The organism is Pelagibius sp. Alg239-R121 (genome assembly GCF_947331435.1).
Classification (GTDB): Bacteria; Pseudomonadota; Alphaproteobacteria; order Kiloniellales; family Kiloniellaceae; genus Denitrobaculum.
Genome location: NZ_CAMZOF010000010.1, coordinates 21,322 through 37,978 on the forward strand (window position 1 = coordinate 21,322; position 16,657 = coordinate 37,978).

General features: G+C 58.1%; 13 protein-coding genes. 12 read left to right on the forward strand and 1 reads right to left on the reverse strand.

Annotation, left to right across the window (positions count from 1 at the left end; all coding sequences use genetic code 11):
• Positions 1-7 precede the first annotated feature (7 nt).
• Positions 8-2,455, reverse strand: a complete 2,448-nt coding sequence (locus tag QMZ18_RS28200) for a glycosyltransferase family 41 protein (RefSeq protein WP_282609736.1) — start codon at positions 2,453-2,455, stop codon at positions 8-10.
• Positions 2,456-2,947: 492 nt separating this feature from the next.
• Here QMZ18_RS28200 and QMZ18_RS28205 point away from each other — a divergent pair, with 492 nt between their 5' ends.
• The 12 genes from QMZ18_RS28205 (at position 2,948) to flhA (ending at position 16,614) form a co-directional block, all read left to right on the forward strand.
• Positions 2,948-3,403 (forward strand): flagellar protein FliS, encoded by a 456-nt coding sequence (locus QMZ18_RS28205; RefSeq protein ID WP_282609737.1) that lies wholly within the window; start codon positions 2,948-2,950, stop codon positions 3,401-3,403.
• A gap of 59 nt (positions 3,404-3,462) precedes the next feature.
• Entirely contained in the window at positions 3,463-5,010 is a 1,548-nt protein-coding gene (locus QMZ18_RS28210; protein ID WP_282609738.1) for a flagellar hook-length control protein FliK, read from the forward strand.
• Between the two features lie 26 nt (positions 5,011-5,036).
• The gene (locus QMZ18_RS28215; RefSeq protein ID WP_282609739.1) at positions 5,037-5,738 is read left to right on the forward strand and encodes a flagellar hook assembly protein FlgD; all 702 of its coding nucleotides are present in this window, start codon (positions 5,037-5,039) and stop codon (positions 5,736-5,738) included.
• Between the two features lie 96 nt (positions 5,739-5,834).
• Positions 5,835-7,091 (forward strand): flagellar hook protein FlgE, encoded by a 1,257-nt coding sequence (gene flgE, locus QMZ18_RS28220; RefSeq protein ID WP_282609740.1) that lies wholly within the window; start codon positions 5,835-5,837, stop codon positions 7,089-7,091.
• A 244-nt stretch (positions 7,092-7,335) separates the two neighbouring features.
• Positions 7,336-7,665, forward strand: a complete 330-nt coding sequence (locus QMZ18_RS28225) for a DUF1153 domain-containing protein (protein WP_282609741.1) — start codon at positions 7,336-7,338, stop codon at positions 7,663-7,665.
• Between the two features lie 283 nt (positions 7,666-7,948).
• On the forward strand, positions 7,949-9,688 hold the full coding sequence (gene fliF, locus QMZ18_RS28230; protein ID WP_282609742.1) for a flagellar basal-body MS-ring/collar protein FliF: 1,740 nt from the start codon (positions 7,949-7,951) through the stop codon (positions 9,686-9,688).
• A 39-nt stretch (positions 9,689-9,727) separates the two neighbouring features.
• Entirely contained in the window at positions 9,728-10,738 is a 1,011-nt protein-coding gene (fliG, locus tag QMZ18_RS28235) for a flagellar motor switch protein FliG (protein ID WP_282609743.1), read from the forward strand.
• Positions 10,739-10,753: 15 nt separating this feature from the next.
• Positions 10,754-11,737 (forward strand): FliH/SctL family protein, encoded by a 984-nt coding sequence (locus QMZ18_RS28240; protein WP_282609744.1) that lies wholly within the window; start codon positions 10,754-10,756, stop codon positions 11,735-11,737.
• 46 nt (positions 11,738-11,783) lie between these two features.
• Positions 11,784-12,089, forward strand: coding sequence for a flagellar motor switch protein FliN (gene fliN / locus QMZ18_RS28245; RefSeq protein ID WP_322097407.1), 306 nt, complete (start codon positions 11,784-11,786; stop codon positions 12,087-12,089).
• A gap of 42 nt (positions 12,090-12,131) precedes the next feature.
• Positions 12,132-12,974 (forward strand): motility protein A, encoded by an 843-nt coding sequence (locus tag QMZ18_RS28250; RefSeq protein ID WP_282609746.1) that lies wholly within the window; start codon positions 12,132-12,134, stop codon positions 12,972-12,974.
• A 20-nt stretch (positions 12,975-12,994) separates the two neighbouring features.
• A complete protein-coding gene (locus QMZ18_RS28255; protein ID WP_282609747.1) occupies positions 12,995-14,380 on the forward strand; it encodes a sigma-54 dependent transcriptional regulator in 1,386 nt (461 codons plus the stop codon).
• A gap of 116 nt (positions 14,381-14,496) precedes the next feature.
• Positions 14,497-16,614: a flagellar biosynthesis protein FlhA gene (gene flhA / locus QMZ18_RS28260; RefSeq protein ID WP_282609748.1), complete on the forward strand. Its 2,118-nt coding sequence runs from the start codon at positions 14,497-14,499 to the stop codon at positions 16,612-16,614.
• The last annotated feature ends 43 nt before the right edge of the window (positions 16,615-16,657 follow it).

Genomic DNA, 16,657 nt, shown 5'->3' on the forward strand with positions numbered 1-16,657 from the left:
CTGGTCCTTAAGCACCGCCGCGCTGCTTGCACCAGCGCTGCCAGAGATCCCGGTAGGCGTTTTCCACGTCGCGAGTCATGGCGACCGGGTCGGTAATACCGGTCGCAATGAAGCGCTCCCGCAGATCGGCACGTAGTGCAGTCAGTTTCCCAGGATTTTGGGCGAAATCCACAGCCTTGGCGATGTAGTCCTCAACCGAAGAGGCGATCAAACTTTCCTCCCCAATGGCTTGAAGGATCGCCGACCCGTTTCTCGAAACCCACGACTGCCCTTCCAGGGCGAGCAAGGGAATGCCCATGAAGAGCGCTTCAAGCGTAGTGGTACCACCGTTGTAAGGAAAGGGATCCAGTGCGAGATCAATGGCACCGTAACAGGCAAGGTAATCCTTGTGTTGCGAGGGCCCGTCAAAGGTGATGCGGGCGGGATCTATCCCACGTGCCTCAAACGCGGACCTGCTGGCTTCAACCGACTTTTCATTGCGATAGGCATGTGATTTGAGGACCAGTCTTGTGTCGGGCGCGGCCTGTAGCACTTCGCTCCAGGCATCCACAGCGGTCGCGCCTACCTTGATGACATTGTTGAAACACCCGAAGGTCACATAGCCATTTCGCTCAAAAGGAACACCGACGAGTTCAGGCGGATCGGATGGCGCTCTAAAGGTCGTTGGCACCCGCGGCAAGTAGTAGATCTCTTCGCTGAAGTAGGCTTCAGATCCGGGCGGCACATAATTCGGCGTGGTGAAGATGTAATCCATGTTCTTCAAGCCGGTGGTGTTGGCGTAGCCGATCCAGCTGGCCTGAATCGGAGCCGGTTTGAAGCCAAATACTGGGAGCCGGTTGTTGCCCGTATGTCCCGCCAGGTCGACCAGAACATCGATGCCGTCCGCGCGTATTTTCTGCGCGACTTCGACATGATTCCGGTCAACGGTGGAATACCAGTGATCGAAGTAACCCTTAAGACGCTCAGTGATAGGGTCGGGATTATGAACTTCCGCATAAGCGAAAAGCTCAACCTGATCCCGGTCGTGCGCCTTCAGAATTTCCTCAAAAAAGGTCACGACAACATGCTGCCTCAAGTCAGGCGAAACATATCCGATTTTCAAGGGACGGTCTGGGTCCGGAGGGTTCGTGAAATTTGAATCATCGTATTCACGGTCCCAAATCTCGCCGAATTCAAAGTGTTGCTGTGCGATCTCCTCCAATGAGATGTTCGGCACATAGGTCGTTGAATAGAGCTTATTGGAGTGTGCCAGGCTAAAAGTTGGAATTGCCTTGATCGCATTGTCGAAACAGTCGATCGCCGTCTCGAGCTGCCCCAACAGGATATGCGTCATGCCAGCATTGTTATAGGCAATCCCGTCCTCCGGATCACGTTCCAGCGCCATGTTGTACGCCTTCAGCGCCTGATCGAGTTGACCGTTTTCCGAAAGGGTCAGTCCAATCTCACGATAGGGTTCGGCCAGTTTGGGTGCCAGCTTGATTGCGGTGTTCAGGGCATCGATTGATTCAAGTTTCTTGCCCCGAGATCTGAGGATCTTACCCAGGATGCAATAGGCTGCCGAGGAATCGGGCGATATCTCGATGCCCTTACGCGCTTCTTCTTCGGCGCGTTCGGTATCGCCGAAGGCGTAATACATTGCGCCCATATTGTTGTGAGCGTCGCCGAAGCCCGGCTTTATCTCCGAAGCCCGCGCAAAACAGCTCATGGCGTGGTCGAGAAAACCCTCGCGACGCCACGCGACGCCGATATTGTTGTAGGCCTCCGCATTTTGCGGATCAATTGCCAGAGCCTGCTTAAAGGCGGATTTTGCCTCTTGATAGTCGTTGCGATCGAGCAGGATCGCACCGATGTTCAGATGCGCGTCGGCGTATTCTGGGTTCAACTCCAACGCCCGGCGGTAGGCCGCCATCGCGCCTTCTGCATCGCCCTTCGACTTTGAGGCTCGTCCCAGATTGAGGTGTGCCTCGATTGACTTGGGAGAGAGCTTGATGAGTTTGCTGAAAGTCGACGCCGCGCGATCGAACTGCTCAAGGTCCAAATATACGTTGCCCAGATTGAGATGCGCCGGAACGAAACGTTTATCGCCTTTGATCGACTGGTTATAGGCCTTGGCGGCTTCCTTTAATTTACCCTGTTCCTGGAGCGCAACCCCCAGATTAAAGTGACCTTCTGCAAACTTGGGCTGTTTACGCAACGCTTTGGTCAGAAACTCCTCTGCCGCATCCTGCACTCCGTTCTGCAGGTAAAGGACGCCTAAGTAATAAAGCGCATCGATCTGCCCCGGCTGCACGGCAAGTGCCTGCTGGTACAGGCTTTCAGCTTCTCGGATCCGGCCGGCTTGATGATGCTGAAATGCAAGCTCGATTGACTGCTTCGCCAGATCAGTGCGTTGCGGCACAGCAGTCGCCTGCCCCACAGGGGTCGCAGCAGCTGCACCTTGAAATTTCCCGGCCATTCAGCCCTCTTCACAGATTTGAGTCCGTTAAAGCCGCCCAGCGCAGCTCATACAGCGCACAGCAAGGCTAAAACGTCGCAATGATGGTGAAGAGAGTTTGACTAAACAGAGTTAACGAACACTTTACCGCCGGTTGCCTGTGTCAGTCGATAGCGAGGCCGTCTTATTGCGCCTCTGTCCATGGCGCTTATTTCAACCCCGGCAAAGACCGGCGGCGCGCCAGAAATCGGCAAGGAAAAAATTTCCGCAGGAGCCATTTGCGACTAGGAAAAGACCGCCTATCCCGCGAACACTTCGCTCGAGCCAATGTATTTTTCCTATAAATTACAATAAGTTGTAATATTTTTGTTTTCTGGCCCGCGCTTTGCACAGATTGACCCGAACCAATCCGTCCATACACCGGCAACAGAAGGCGCCGGAATTTTGCGGAGCGGTATCAGAGGACGAATTCGATTTCGATCGAAAGGTCCGAGACAAGAATGGAGTGAAGCAATGGCACTACCCGCTGCTCAATACAATTACGGCGAGATCACAGAATCCCGTCCTGGCCGAGTCATGGTCGAGTTGCATGACGAAGCAATCCTGGCTCTTTCCGATGTGCTCGACGCCATCGGCGCACAAGACATCGAAACCAGGTTCAATGAAACCGCGGCCGCAATGCAGGCAGTCACGGCTCTCTATACGATGCTGGATCACGTCAACGGTGGTGAGCTGGCTGCAAATTTGGGCCGTATCTACAGCACGGTTCTTGCAAATCTGGGCCGGATTTCATTCACCAACGATCCCAGCCTTGCCAGCGAGTCAGTCGAGCTCCTGACCCCCTTGCGCGACGCTTTTGATGATCTCGACCGGCGAGAGCACGGTGAGCAGGAAAATCTGGATCACGCTCGAAACATCGTTTCCGGCGCCAGGGCAATGTCGCTTCCGACGGAGGCCAGTGGGGCCTGACCGAAGGATCTTTGCAAGCGAACTTCAGTACCAAAGCAACAGAGAGCAGACGCAAAGCTATGAGTTCGATCTTTTTCGATCCGGCAGCAGCCTCAGGCAATCAGGCCGGAACACGGAGCCAGTCAAAGTCTCACGCCTATACGGCAGGCAATGTGTCATTTGATGCACTGCTGGCCAAAAGTCAGAGCAGTTACGAGTCAGGCGCCGCGTTCCGTACAGAAAAATACGATAACGAGCGCGGTTACGATTCTGATTCAGTGGACGACTTCGATTCCGAGCTGGATTCGGATGTTCGGACGGAGAGCACCGACGAAGACTACAGCAATTGGGACGATGATGACGACCTGGTTGCCGCTGAGCCGGAGGATGACGTCGTCTATAGTGAAGCGGATCACAGCGACAACGAGGCGGACACCGACGGTAACGAGATTGCCGCTGCTCAGCCCGACAATCAGATAGAACCCGACGATGCCGGCCGTGACGGCGATCAGGTGGCAGCCGCGGCGGTTGGCACTTCGGGTTCCGCCGATCGCACCGCGACAGGTAACTCGGCCAACGCCACAGCCAACGCAAATCGGCCGGCGCATCCAACGGCACAGGCGGGCCCGACAACAGCACCGGCAACCGCTCAGCAGGCAAGTGGCCAGGCGACTTCAGGCGGCAATCAGGCGGCGAATGCTACCGCGAGCGTCGTCAACAATTCTCTCGTCTCTCAGTCGAACACGGCCCTCACCACGGGCGCAGCCGTAATTGCACTGCAGTCCGTTGACTCCAAAACCGGCGGATCGGCTGGCAAGGTACCCGCCTTCGACGCCCTGGCGGCTGCCCAGACTGCAGCTAAACCCGAAGCCGCCGCTGAGCCCAATTCAAATCAGAACGCAGCTCAATTGGCTAAGCTCCAACAAATAGGCAATAGCACGCAGAACTCTGTCGGTCAGCCAAGCGCTAACATCCCCGGCATTGCAACACCCGGTATCGGAGCTCCTGCTTCTGCGCCCGGAGCAGCCGGAAATCTTTCAAGTGGCGCTGAAACAGCAAACAACCCAACCGGCTTACAGACCGCAGCGACCTCTACGGGCAGCCCGACCTTTACCAGCCTGGCCCCAGTAGGTGGTGTCGTCCAGACCGCGAGTGCCACCGCCGCCGGTGCAGCAGCAACCGGAAACGCTTCGGCAGGTGCGGCAGCACCGAGCGAGCAAGTTGCCGTGGAGATCCACAAAGGCATCACCGCCGGCAAGGACACCATCACGATCAAGCTCAACCCGGCCGAACTCGGCAAGATCGACGTCAAGATGGAGCTTTCCGACGACGGAACGCTGCGGGCAGTCATTGCGGTGGATAAACCCGAGACTCTCGATTTGCTGCAAAGAGACGCAAAAGGCCTCGAACGCGCTCTTCAGAATGCGGGCCTCCAGGCCGACAGCGGAAGCCTGAATTTCAGCCTCCGCGGCGAAGGAGAGAATCAAGCAAACGGCAATGACATGGCGTCCGGCTCAAAAGCTTCTTCCGGGACACAGGGCGAGGACGCCGCGCCTGACGATCCAACCGCCGGAGCTGAACAAAACAACAGATCGTCCCATGACGGTGCGCTCGACATATCCGTCTGACGGCAACGATTAAGGAGACCAGGACCATGGAAACAACTGCAACCAGGGACCCCGTCAACGGCGTCAACTACGTTGACACCAGCGGCGGCAGCACAGGCATCGCCGGCGCTCAATCTCTTGCGGAAACCTTTGACAACTTCTTGGTCCTGCTGACCGAGCAACTTAAGAACCAGGACCCTCTGTCACCGATGGAATCCAATGAGTTTACGTCTCAGTTGGTGGAGTTCACCGGTGCCGAACAGGCGGTGCTGACCAACAACAAACTCGACAGTCTGATTTCATTGCAGAACGGCAATCAGTTGAACTCGGTTGTCTCCTATATCGGCAAAACCGTCACTGCCAACAGTCTCGCGCTGAATCTGGACGAAAGTGGCGAAGCGACCATCAAATACAGTCTTGGTGCGAATTCAGAGACCACCGAGATCAGAATCATCGACGCAGACGGTAATACCGTAACGACCCTGGACGGCGAGACCGACGGCGGGTCCCACGAAATCGTCTGGGATGGCAAGAACGCTGCCGGCGAAGAGATGAAAGAGGGAATCTACGGATTCCTCGTCGTGGCGAAAGACGCCAACGGCGACGTCGTCAAGACAACTCAGGGAACCAAAGGCAAGGTAACCGGGGTCGAGTCAGACAACGGTACGCTCGTGCTGAAGCTGGGCGAGCTGTTTATCCCGCTGGATCAAATCTCATCCGTGGAGGAAACGAAAGATGCAACAACCTAATCAGACTCCACCGCCAATATACAATCAAATCAGCTACATGGACGACTCAATCAAGATCAGCGCTTTGCTTCCCACCATGACAAGGGAGATTCAAAAATGAGCTTATACGGCGCACTCTACGCAGGTGTCTCGGGTCTGTCGGCGCAAAGCAATGCGATCGGCATTATCTCGGACAACATCGCCAATGTTAATACCGTCGGCTACAAGGGAACCAGCGCACGCTTTTCGACACTGGTCACCCAACAGGCGACCCAGAGCCTGCATTCTCCCGGCGGTGTGAAGTCTCAGCCCTTCAATCATATTGATCAACAAGGCCTGTTGCAGGCAACTGCGTCGTCCACCGACATTGCCATCGCCGGCAATGGCTTCTTCGTCGTGAACGAATCCGCCACCCCAGGCGTCGGCGATGAATACCTCTTCACCCGTGCCGGCTCCTTCTTCCCGGATCAGAACGGTGATTTGGTCAATACGGCCGGTTTTTTCCTTCAGGGCTATGACCTCGGCGCCGGACCGGCCACCACCAGCGCCAGCACGGTGACGGGTCTGCAGACTGTGAACGTTGCCAATCTTGCGGGTACCGCGACACCGACTTCGACACTTGAGATTGGTTTGAACCTCCCATCGACGGCTGCAGTAGCCGACACCGAAACGCTAACGATCCAGGTTTACGACTCACTTGGTAACTCGCACGATGTCGACATGGTCTTCGCCAAGACCGCAACCAATGCCTGGTCGATCACACCGCAAAACCCCACCCTGACGTCGAGCGGTGTCGCGAGTGGTACCATTACTTCCGCCGCGGGCAGCATCACCTTTAACGGCGACGGCACGCCAGCCACCATCACCATGCCGACAGTCGATATTACCTGGACGGTCGGCGGCGCCAACAACAGCTCGATCACCGTCAACGCCGGTACGCTGGGTCAGACCGATGGCATCACCCAGTTTGCGGGCGAATTCACGGTATCCAAATCGAACCAGAACGGCGTGAGCTTCGGCAACTTCGCCGGTGTCTCGATCGACGAGCAGGGCATCGTCACAGCCCTATTCGATAACGGTGAAACTCTGGACATCTACCACGTCCCGGTCGCAATCTTCCAAAGCCCCAACGGGCTTTCTTCCGAGACAGGAAACGTGTTCCAGCAGACCTCCCGCTCCGGGCCTTTCCTGCTCAACTTACCTCAGGTAGGTGGCGCAGGTGTCGTTGCTCCGTCGTCTCTGGAAGCCTCGACGGTGGATCTGGCCAACGAATTTACCAACATGATCGTGGTTCAAAGAGCTTACTCAGCGAGCGCGGAAATCATCACAACAGCAGATGAAATGCTGGAAGAGTTGATCCGTATTAGCCGTTAGAGTTTTCGATAAGTTTCTGCGCAAACCTCAATTGCGTATCAAAAACAGTGGCCTGGATGAAGGAACCTTTCTTCGTTCGGGCCACTGTCTTTTTAAGCCTCCGTTAAGGTTCCCGGGCCGGCGTAGGCGCAGGCAAGTAAAATCATAGATAACATTGTGTTAAACCCTTGAATTAAGGGTTTTTCAACACCGAGACGATAGTTTGTTCGAACCATCAATTGAGAGGAAAGATGGAGACGTCTTGATGGAGTCAGATCGCCCAGGTAGGCCAACAAGAGTCATTGGACCGGCAGGAGAGCCGTTGACCCTTGATGACTTGCCGCCACCCAGTACCAAGCGTTGGGTTATTCGACGCAAAGCGGAAGTTGTAGCGGGTGTCCGCAGCGGCCTCATCACCATTGAGGAAGCTTGCGAACGCTACAAGCTGTCGATCGAGGAATTGCTGTCTTGGCAACGCCTAATTGATTCGCACGGCATGCGCGGCCTGCGCACAACCCGCCTACAGCAATACCGGCGCAAAATAGAACACGCGAGCGCTGATCCGGGCGGTATCTCCTCCGGCGCGTCTTCATAGGAATTCGCCTCTTCAAGGACCGCAGGACTATTGAATTAATTCCTTTCTTCAGTCAGTGGCATCCTCTCGACAAGCCGGCAACCTTCGGGTTAGCCGGCTTTTTCGTTGGCCTTTCATGTCTACCCGAGGGTGTCGGCAATTTTTTCCCAAAGCTAGGCAAGATTTGCCCGCCCGTTAACGCCGTATTTACCCAAACCGCTTAGCGTAATTCTCACAGGCGAGGATATCGGCGCGGTCTCCAGGAGCCTGAGAACCAGTACTTCCAGGCAGGATCGATCGCAGCGTGAATTCTACAATTGTCGACACCTTTCGCAGTCTTGGCCCTGCCCGTCTTGGGATCATGGCGGCAGTCGCCGCAGGCGTCCTGGCCTTCTTCGTCTATCTGACCAGCCGCCTTGCAACCCCAGATATGTCTTTGCTTTATGCTGAGCTGGATAACCAGGACAGCGGCCAGATCGTTTCGCGTCTGGAAGAGCTCAACGTTCCCTATCGCATCGACGGTAACGGCACACGCATCATGGTCGCTCAGGATCAGGTTGCCCGGGTGCGTCTGCAGATGGCTCAGGAAGGCCTGCCCAGCGGCGGCTCCATCGGCTATGAGATCTTTGATCGCTCTGAAGGTTTCGGGTCAACGAACTTCGTCCAAAACATCAATCACCTGCGTGCACTCGAGGGCGAACTGGCACGGACCATCAAATCCCTTGCCAATGTGAAGCAGGCCCGGGTGCATCTGGTCATGCCTCAACGCGAGCTCTTTAGCCGCGAGCGGCAGGATCCCAGTGCATCGATCGTACTTGTGATGCGCAACAAGGGCCGGCTCGATCGGGCACAGGTCGCGGCAATCCAGCATCTGGTCGCAGCCGCAGTTCCCGAACTGAAGCCAACCCTGGTCTCCATCATCGACGATAACGGAACGCTCCTGGCGCGTGGTGCTTCCGATGACGATCCGACGCAGTTGGCAACAACCGCCGAGGAACGCCGGATTGCACACGAAACACGCCTGATCCGGACGGTCGAGGAAATGCTCGAACGGACGGTCGGTCCGGGCAACGTCCGCGTGCAAATCTCTGCCGAGATGGATTTCGACCGTATCACGGAAAACTCTGAGACCTATGACCCGGATGGCCAGGTTGTGCGTTCGACCCAGACCGTCGAGGAAAACGCCGGTTCGAACGAAGGACAGGAGCCGGGGGTCACGGTCGGCAACAACCTGCCCGACGCCGAACTGGATCAACTCGGTGAAGGCGGCGGCAGCCAATCGAATTCATCGCGCAGCGAAGAGACTGTAAACTACGAAATCTCGCGCACGGTCAAAACCGCGGTGCGGGAAACCGGTCTCGTCAGGCGCCTGTCTGTCGCGGTTTCGGTCAACGGCCTTACCTCGGTCGGCGAAGAGGGTGAAACCGTCTACGAGGCCCGTGGTGAAGAAGAAATGGCCCAGCTCGCGGCCCTGGTCCGCGCTGCTGTCGGTTACGACGAAGCCCGTGGCGACACCCTTGAAATCGTCAATCTGAGGTTCACCGGCATCGACGCCGACCTTCAGGCCGATGACACCATCTTCGGTTTCGAGAAGGCTGAACTGATGCGGTTCGCCGAGCTGGTGGTCCTGGGCATCGTCGCCATTCTCGTGCTCCTTCTGGTTGTACGCCCGCTGATTGCGCGTGTCCTTGACGGTGACTTCGAAGCGGGGTCCATCGATCCGGAGACCGGTTTGCTGCGCGGCCCGGAGGGCATGCAATACGCAATCGCAGGACCGGGTGGCGAAGCCATCGCGGGTATGGACGGCGGTCCGATGCTGATCACCAATCCCGATGGCACGACGACAACAGTTGCCCGGCGCATCGGCGACGGCGGCGGCGCAGACGATGAGGGCTCGGTCGCCGATGAAATCGAACAGATGATCGACCTCAACAAGGTCGAAGGCCGCGTGCGCGCCTCCTCCATCCGCAAGATTGGCGAAATCGTCGAGAAGCATCCGGACGAGGCGGTCAACATTCTGCGCGGCTGGCTGCATCAGCAGTGAGACATGTGGTTTTCAACGATGAACGAGAGCAATTGAACCATGCGTGACGATTACCGCACCATGACAGGCCCGGAGAAGGCCGCACTGTTGGTGATGTCTGTTGGCGAAGAGAACGCGGCACGCCTCTTTTCGATCATGGAAGACGACGAGATCCGCGAAATTTCGCAGGTCATGGCCAGCCTGGGGACGGTCAGTTCCGACATCATTGAGCGCCTGTTGATGGAGTTTGCTGAAGGCATCTCTTCGACGGGCACCATAATCGGCAACTACGACAACACGGAACGGCTGCTTACCAAGGTTCTGGACAAGGACCGCGTGACCTCGATCATGGAAGAGATTCGCGGTCCCGCCGGCCGTACCATGTGGGAGAAGCTCGCCAATGTGAACGAGCAGGTTCTCGCCAACTACCTGAAGAACGAATACCCGCAGACCGTCGCCGTCATCCTGTCGAAGATCAAACCCGAACATGCATCGCGGGTCATGGGCCTGCTGCCTGAACCCTTCGCCATGGAGGTCATCATGCGCATGCTGCGTATGGAGGCCGTGCAGAAGGAGATCCTGGACGACGTCGAACGGACGCTGCGCAACGAGTTCATGTCGAACCTCGCGCGGACCAACCGCCGCGATTCGCACGAGTTGATGGCGGATATCTTCAACTTCCTCGACCGTAACATGGAAGCCCGCTTCATCACGGCGCTGGAGGAACGCAACCGCGATTCCGCCGAACGGATCAAAGCCCTGATGTTCACCTTCGAAGATCTCGGAAAGCTGGATCCGGGCGGTGTTCAGACCCTGATGAGCAACGTCGAAAACGACAAGCTCGCGCTCGCGCTCAAGGGTGGATCGGAGACGGTCAGGGATCTCTTCTTCTCCAACATGTCCGAACGTGCCGCGAAGATCCTCAAAGAGGACATGGCTTCCATGGGTCCGGTCCGGCTGCGCGACGTCGACGAAGCGCAGATGTACATGGTCACCATCGCCAAGGACCTGGCCGCCAAGAACGAAATCGTCATCGCCGATTCAAAGGGCGACGACGAGTTGGTCTACTAACGAGTGCCGGTAAAGATGTCCGCAAACCAGAAATTCCTTTTCGACAACGCTTTCGAGGCGCCCCTGCCTTCGGGTCAGGAGCCGGCGGCCCCGCCTCCACCGGAGCCGGAAACCCTGGAGCCCGAGATCAGCGAAGCCGATCTGCAGCAGGCCCGCGAAGAGGGACGTCAGGAAGGTGTCGAGCTGGGCCGCGAAGAAGGCCGGACGGAAGCTTTTGCCGGAATAGAACAAACGACACAGAACCTGCTGCTCAATATGACCGGCCGGCTTGGCGAGTTGATGACCGAACAGCCCCGTATGCGCGCGGATGCGGCGCAGGAAGCCCTGCAGACCGTCACGACGATCCTGCAAAAAATGCTGCCTTCACTCGAAAAATCCGCGGCAATGAAGGAAATCGAGTCCGTGGTTTCCGAATGCCTGCTGCGCGCGCAGGATGAGCCCCGTCTGGTGGTCCGCGTTTCGGAGCGGGTACTCGATGCGGTCAAGGCACGCGTCGACGCCCTGGTCGCAAGCGAGGGATTCGAGGGCAAGATCGTCTTCCTTGCCGCTGAGGGATTCGGTGACAGCGACGTGCGTGTCGAGTGGGCAGACGGCGGTGCCGAACGCAAGCTGGAAGACCTTTGGCAGGACATTGATCAGATCCTGGCGCGTTTTCTCAAGCTGCCAAATCTCCCGCAAGCCACCCAAAGTTCTGCCGCCCAAAGTCCTGCCGAGCAAACTCCGGCCCTGCAAACCCCAGCCGACCAAACCGGAGCGGCAGAAGTACCTGCAGACACGTCTTCCCCGGAAGCTGCCGACGAAGAAACATCGGAAGCGCCACCGCTGGTCTCGCCGGTCGAACAGATGGGCCTCACCGCCACCACGGGAACGCCGGCCGGTGACGCCCCGCACGAGCCCATTACGGCGCCTGCGACCGCTACCAATCCTGCCGATTTAACACAGACCCATTCTCAGCCGGCAGCCTCCGCTGTCGGTACTCAGGAGCCAAGCCATGACTGACACGGATACCCTCACTCTAGATGACCTGGACATGGCTCAGCCCGATATGGCCGAAGAGTCAGGAGAAGGCGGGCTGCCGGAAGTGGCAGGCAAGCCGCCGACCAACGCCAAGGAGCTGGAGGCGGTTTATGACATTCCGGTCCAGGTTTCTGCAGTGCTGGGCAAGGCCAATATGCAGGTCAGCCAGCTCCTGAAACTCGGCCGCGGTGCGGTCGTCGAACTCGACCGCAAGGTTGGCGAGGCCATCGATATTTACGTCAATAACAGGCTGGTGGCCCGTGGCGAAGTGGTCGTCGTTGAAGATCGTTTGGGCGTGACCATGACCGAGATCATCAAGATGGACCGGGGCTGACGCGCGTGCCCTGCAGGAATCCTAATATGAGAGCAATCTGTCATGGCTAACATCACAGCCAATTCGATAACCGGCCGCTCCGGGGCGAAAACCCGTAACGCGCAGGGCGGCAGCATGATTGACTTCGCTACCCTGTTCGGTGCCCTCGGCGCTTTCTCGGTGATTGCAGCCGCCATGACCCTGGGCGGGTCACCCGGCTCCTTTGTCGATGTTCCCGCCATGCTGATCGTGCTTGGCGGAACTTTCCTGGTCTCGTCGATTTCCTTTTCGGTCTCCGAAGTGGTACAGGCGCAACGCGTCATGCTGCGCGCCGTGCTCTACCACGTCATCGAGCCGGACGACGCGGCGCGGCGCGTGCTCTATCTTGCCGATCACGCCCGTAAGAAAGGCATCCTGGCGCTGCAGAACAATCTGCTCGAACTCAAGAACGCGCCTTTCTTGTATCGCGCCACGATGATGGTCATCGACGGCATGCCGCCGGAGCAGGTCGAGAGCATCCTGATGCGCGAAGCCGACGCCATCCGGCAGCGCCACATCCGCTCCGCCGGTGTCTTGCGCCGGGCCGGCGAAGTGGCGCCCGCGATGGGCCTCATCGGCACCCTGGTCGGCCTGGTGCAGATGCTCGGCAACCTTGAAGACCCCTCGACCATCGGGCCGTCCATGGCGATTGCCCTGCTGACCACCTTCTACGGCGCGGTGCTGGCCAACATGCTGTTTCTGCCGCTCGCCAACAAGCTCGACCGGAACTCCGACGCCGAAGCCATGATCAATCAGATCTATGCTATCGGCATCGCATCGATCAGCCGCCAGGAAAATCCCCGGCGGCTGGAAGTCGAAATCAACACCATTCTGCCGCCCGCACGCCGGGTTGCCTACTTCGATTAAAGGGACTTGGAGAGAATATCATGAGACTCCTCATCGTCGGATCACTCGAGGGTCATATCGTCACCGCAGGCAAGATTGCGCTGGACCGCGGCGCAAAGGTCGCGAACGTCGATGGCATCGATGCGGCCCTGGACGCACTGCGGTCCGGTCAGGGGTCAGACCTCCTGATGGTCGACGTCGACCTGGACATCAGCCGGCTCTGCGAAAGCCTCGAGGCCGAGCGCATCTCCGTACCGGTCGTCGCCTGCGGGATCGGCACCTCCTCGGCGCGTGCCGTGGACGCCATCAAGGCCGGCGCAAAGGAATACATCCCCCTGCCCCCTGACGCGGAACTGATTGCCGCCGTTCTGGCCGCCGTCACCGAGGAGACTTCCTCTCTCGTCTTCCGTGATCCGGCCATGAACGGTGTCTTGCGGCTGGCCGAACAGGTCGCCCCTTCCGACGCCAGCGTCCTGATCACCGGCGAATCAGGTACGGGTAAGGAGATCATGGCGCGTTACCTTCATACCAAGTCCCGGAGGTCGAAGGCGCAATTCATCTCCGTCAACTGCGCGGCCATTCCCGAGAACCTGCTTGAATCTGAACTTTTCGGCCACGAGAAAGGCGCTTTTACCGGCGCGGTCACCCGCCGGGTCGGTAAGTTCGAAGAAGCCAGCGGCGGCACGCTGTTGCTGGACGAGATTTCGGAGATGCACCCCCGCCTGCAGGCAAAGTTGCTGCGCGCCGTGCAGGAGCGCGAAATCGACCGGGTCGGCGGCGGTCAGCCGATCAAGGTGGATATCCGCCTGCTCGCCACCTCGAACCGCAATCTGGAAGATGAAGTCAGGCAGGGCAACTTTCGAGAGGATCTCTATTTCCGCTTGAATGTGGTCAATATCGCCTTGCCGGCACTGCGCGAACGCCCCAAGGACATTGAGGTTCTATCCGATCACTTCATCGCCAAGTATGCCGATGCCAATGGAGTTCCCACACCGCCGATAAGTCATGAAGCACGCCAAATCCTGTTGAACCATCACTGGCGGGGCAACGTGCGCGAACTGGAGAACACCATGCACCGCGCCGTGCTGCTTGCACGCGACGGACAGGTGACCGAAGAGTCGATTATGCTCACGGGTGAAATGCTGGTGCCTGAGGGCCACGAGACAACCTCAAACGGCACAGCACAGGCCCCGGCGGCTGCGTCCGCTTCAAAACCGCACGACGCCAGTGAGCTGGTGGGCCGGACGGTTGCGGATGTCGAGCGCGATCTGATCCTCGACACGCTGCAGCACTGCCTCGGAAACCGGACGCATGCGGCAAACATCCTGGGCATCTCAATCCGGACCTTGCGCAACAAGCTGAAGCTTTACAGCCAGGAAGGTTTGCCCATCCCCATGCCGGGTGAAGCCGAACGGTCGATGGCCTGAACAATTGATGGCCTGTGTAATTCGATGGCCTGAGTAATTCTATGGCCTGAGTAAGTAAGAGCGGTATCGATTGGGGATCGTTGGTCGAACGCCCCGATATAAGACTGGATTAGTTTATGTCCGACACGAGCACATCCGGCGACGCCCAAGGCAATGCGTCCCGGGAGTCGTTCAATTCAGCACTGGACTTTTTAAGGCGCGGCGACATCGCTCTTGCGCTCGGCGTTGTCTGCATCCTGGTGGTCCTGATCCTGCCGATGCCCGCCTGGCTGCTGGACGTTGCGCTCGCCCTCTCGATGACTCTGTCGGTTCTGATCCTGATGACGGCGCTCTTTATCAGCCGCCCCCTGGATTTCAGCTCCTTTCCGACCGTCCTGCTAATCGCGACCATGCTGCGACTTTCGCTGAATCTGGCTTCGACGCGGCTGATTCTAGCCAATGGCCACGAGGGCACCTCGGCCGCCGGCAAGGTTATCGAGGCATTCGGTGGCTTTGTGATGAGCGGCAACTTCGTGATCGGGATCATCGTCTTCTCGATCCTCGTGATCGTGAACTTCATCGTCATCACCAAGGGTTCAGGACGTATCGCGGAGGTCTCCGCCCGTTTCAGCCTGGACGCCATGCCCGGCAAACAGATGGCGATCGATGCCGATCTTTCGGCAGGACTGATCGATGAAACCGCGGCCCGCGACCGGCGCAAAACACTGGAAGACGAAAGCAACTTTTTCGGCTCCATGGATGGCGCCGCCAAGTTTGTACGCGGCGACGCAATCGCCGGCCTTCTGATCACCTTCATCAACGTCATCGGCGGGATCATCATCGGTGTGGCCCAGATGGATCTGGATTTCGGTCAAGCCGCCGAAGCCTATACCATGCTGACCGTCGGCGATGGTCTGGTCAGCCAGATTCCCGCCATCATCGTCTCAACCGCCGCCGGTATTCTGGTGTCCCAGACCACCCAGACCGGATCCGCCGACAAGGCCGTGTTCGGACAGCTTGGCGGCTATCCCCGCGCCTTGGGCCTATCGTCCTTTCTGATGGTTGCTCTCGCGCTGCTGCCCGGCATTCCAGCTGTACCCTTCCTTGTCATCGCAGCGGCCACCGGAGGGCTCGCGTGGAAATCCAACCGGAAAATCGACACCGCCGAACAGGAAGTCGTCGCGGCGGACAAAGCCAAGGCCGAGGCCGTTCCGGTCGCCGAAGAGCCGATCTCCAATTCACTGCAAATCGACAATCTGCGTCTTGAGCTGGGATATGGCCTGCTGCCGTTGATCAATGGCCAGGGCGGTCAGCGCCTGACCGACCAGATTAAGGCGCTTCGCCGGCAGATGGCGCAGGACCTGGGCTTTGTGCTGCCATCGGTGCGCATCCAGGACAACCTGCAACTGCCCGCAAACAGCTATGTGATCCGCGTAAAGGAAATCGAAGCCGGTACCGGCGAGCTGCGGCCAAACAGCCTCTTGATCATGGATCCACGCGGCGAAACCATCACCCTGCCCGGCGAAGACACGATCGAGCCGACTTTCGGCCTGCCGGCCAAATGGGTCGACGAAGCCAGCCGGGAGGAAGCGCTGTTCCGCGGCTACACGGTCGTCGATCCGCCGACCGTCGTGACCACGCACCTGACCGAAGTGGTCAAGGACAACGTCGCCGAATTGATGTCCTACGCTGAAAGCCAGAAGCTGATGGACGAGCTGGATCAGGATCAGCAGAAGCTGATCTCAGATATGATCCCGTCGCAAATATCCGTCGGCGGTGTGCAGCGGGTACTGCAGAACCTGCTCAACGAACGGGTTTCGATCCGCGATCTGCCGACCATTCTGGAGGGCGTTTCCGAAGCCTGCGGATACACGCGCAATGTCACCGCCATCACAGAACATGTGCGTGCTCGTCTCGCGCGGCAGATCTCCAATGCGCAGGTCAACGAGAGCGGCTTCATCCCGATGGTCACCCTGACGCCCAATTGGGAGCAGGCCTTTGCCGATGCGATCATCGGCGACGGCGAAGAGCGGCAACTGTCCATGGCGCCGTCAAAGCTGCAGGAATTCATCGGCGAAGTCCGCAAGACCTTCGAACAGCACGCCATGATGGGGGAAACCCCCGTGCTGATGACCAGTCCCGGCATTCGGCCTTACGTTCGATCGATCGTGGAACGTTTTCGTCCCTCGACCGTTGTTCTTTCACAAAACGAAGTTCACCCCAAGGCCAAGATTAAGACTCTTGGTCAGCTCTAGATATGGTTTGTTGCGTGTGATTTGGAAGTTTTTGATACATCGG

Coding starts and splice junctions, on each gene's coding strand:
- QMZ18_RS28200 (WP_282609736.1), bottom strand. CDS start 2,455: ATGGCCGGGAAATTTCAAGGTGCAGCTGCTGCGACCCCTGTGGGGCAG.
- QMZ18_RS28205 (WP_282609737.1), top strand. CDS start 2,948: ATGGCACTACCCGCTGCTCAATACAATTACGGCGAGATCACAGAATCC.
- QMZ18_RS28210 (WP_282609738.1), top strand. CDS start 3,463: ATGAGTTCGATCTTTTTCGATCCGGCAGCAGCCTCAGGCAATCAGGCC.
- QMZ18_RS28215 (WP_282609739.1), top strand. CDS start 5,037: ATGGAAACAACTGCAACCAGGGACCCCGTCAACGGCGTCAACTACGTT.
- flgE (WP_282609740.1), top strand. CDS start 5,835: ATGAGCTTATACGGCGCACTCTACGCAGGTGTCTCGGGTCTGTCGGCG.
- QMZ18_RS28225 (WP_282609741.1), top strand. CDS start 7,336: ATGGAGTCAGATCGCCCAGGTAGGCCAACAAGAGTCATTGGACCGGCA.
- fliG (WP_282609743.1), top strand. CDS start 9,728: ATGCGTGACGATTACCGCACCATGACAGGCCCGGAGAAGGCCGCACTG.
- QMZ18_RS28240 (WP_282609744.1), top strand. CDS start 10,754: ATGTCCGCAAACCAGAAATTCCTTTTCGACAACGCTTTCGAGGCGCCC.
- fliN (WP_322097407.1), top strand. CDS start 11,784: ATGGCCGAAGAGTCAGGAGAAGGCGGGCTGCCGGAAGTGGCAGGCAAG.
- QMZ18_RS28250 (WP_282609746.1), top strand. CDS start 12,132: ATGGCTAACATCACAGCCAATTCGATAACCGGCCGCTCCGGGGCGAAA.
- QMZ18_RS28255 (WP_282609747.1), top strand. CDS start 12,995: ATGAGACTCCTCATCGTCGGATCACTCGAGGGTCATATCGTCACCGCA.
- flhA (WP_282609748.1), top strand. CDS start 14,497: ATGTCCGACACGAGCACATCCGGCGACGCCCAAGGCAATGCGTCCCGG.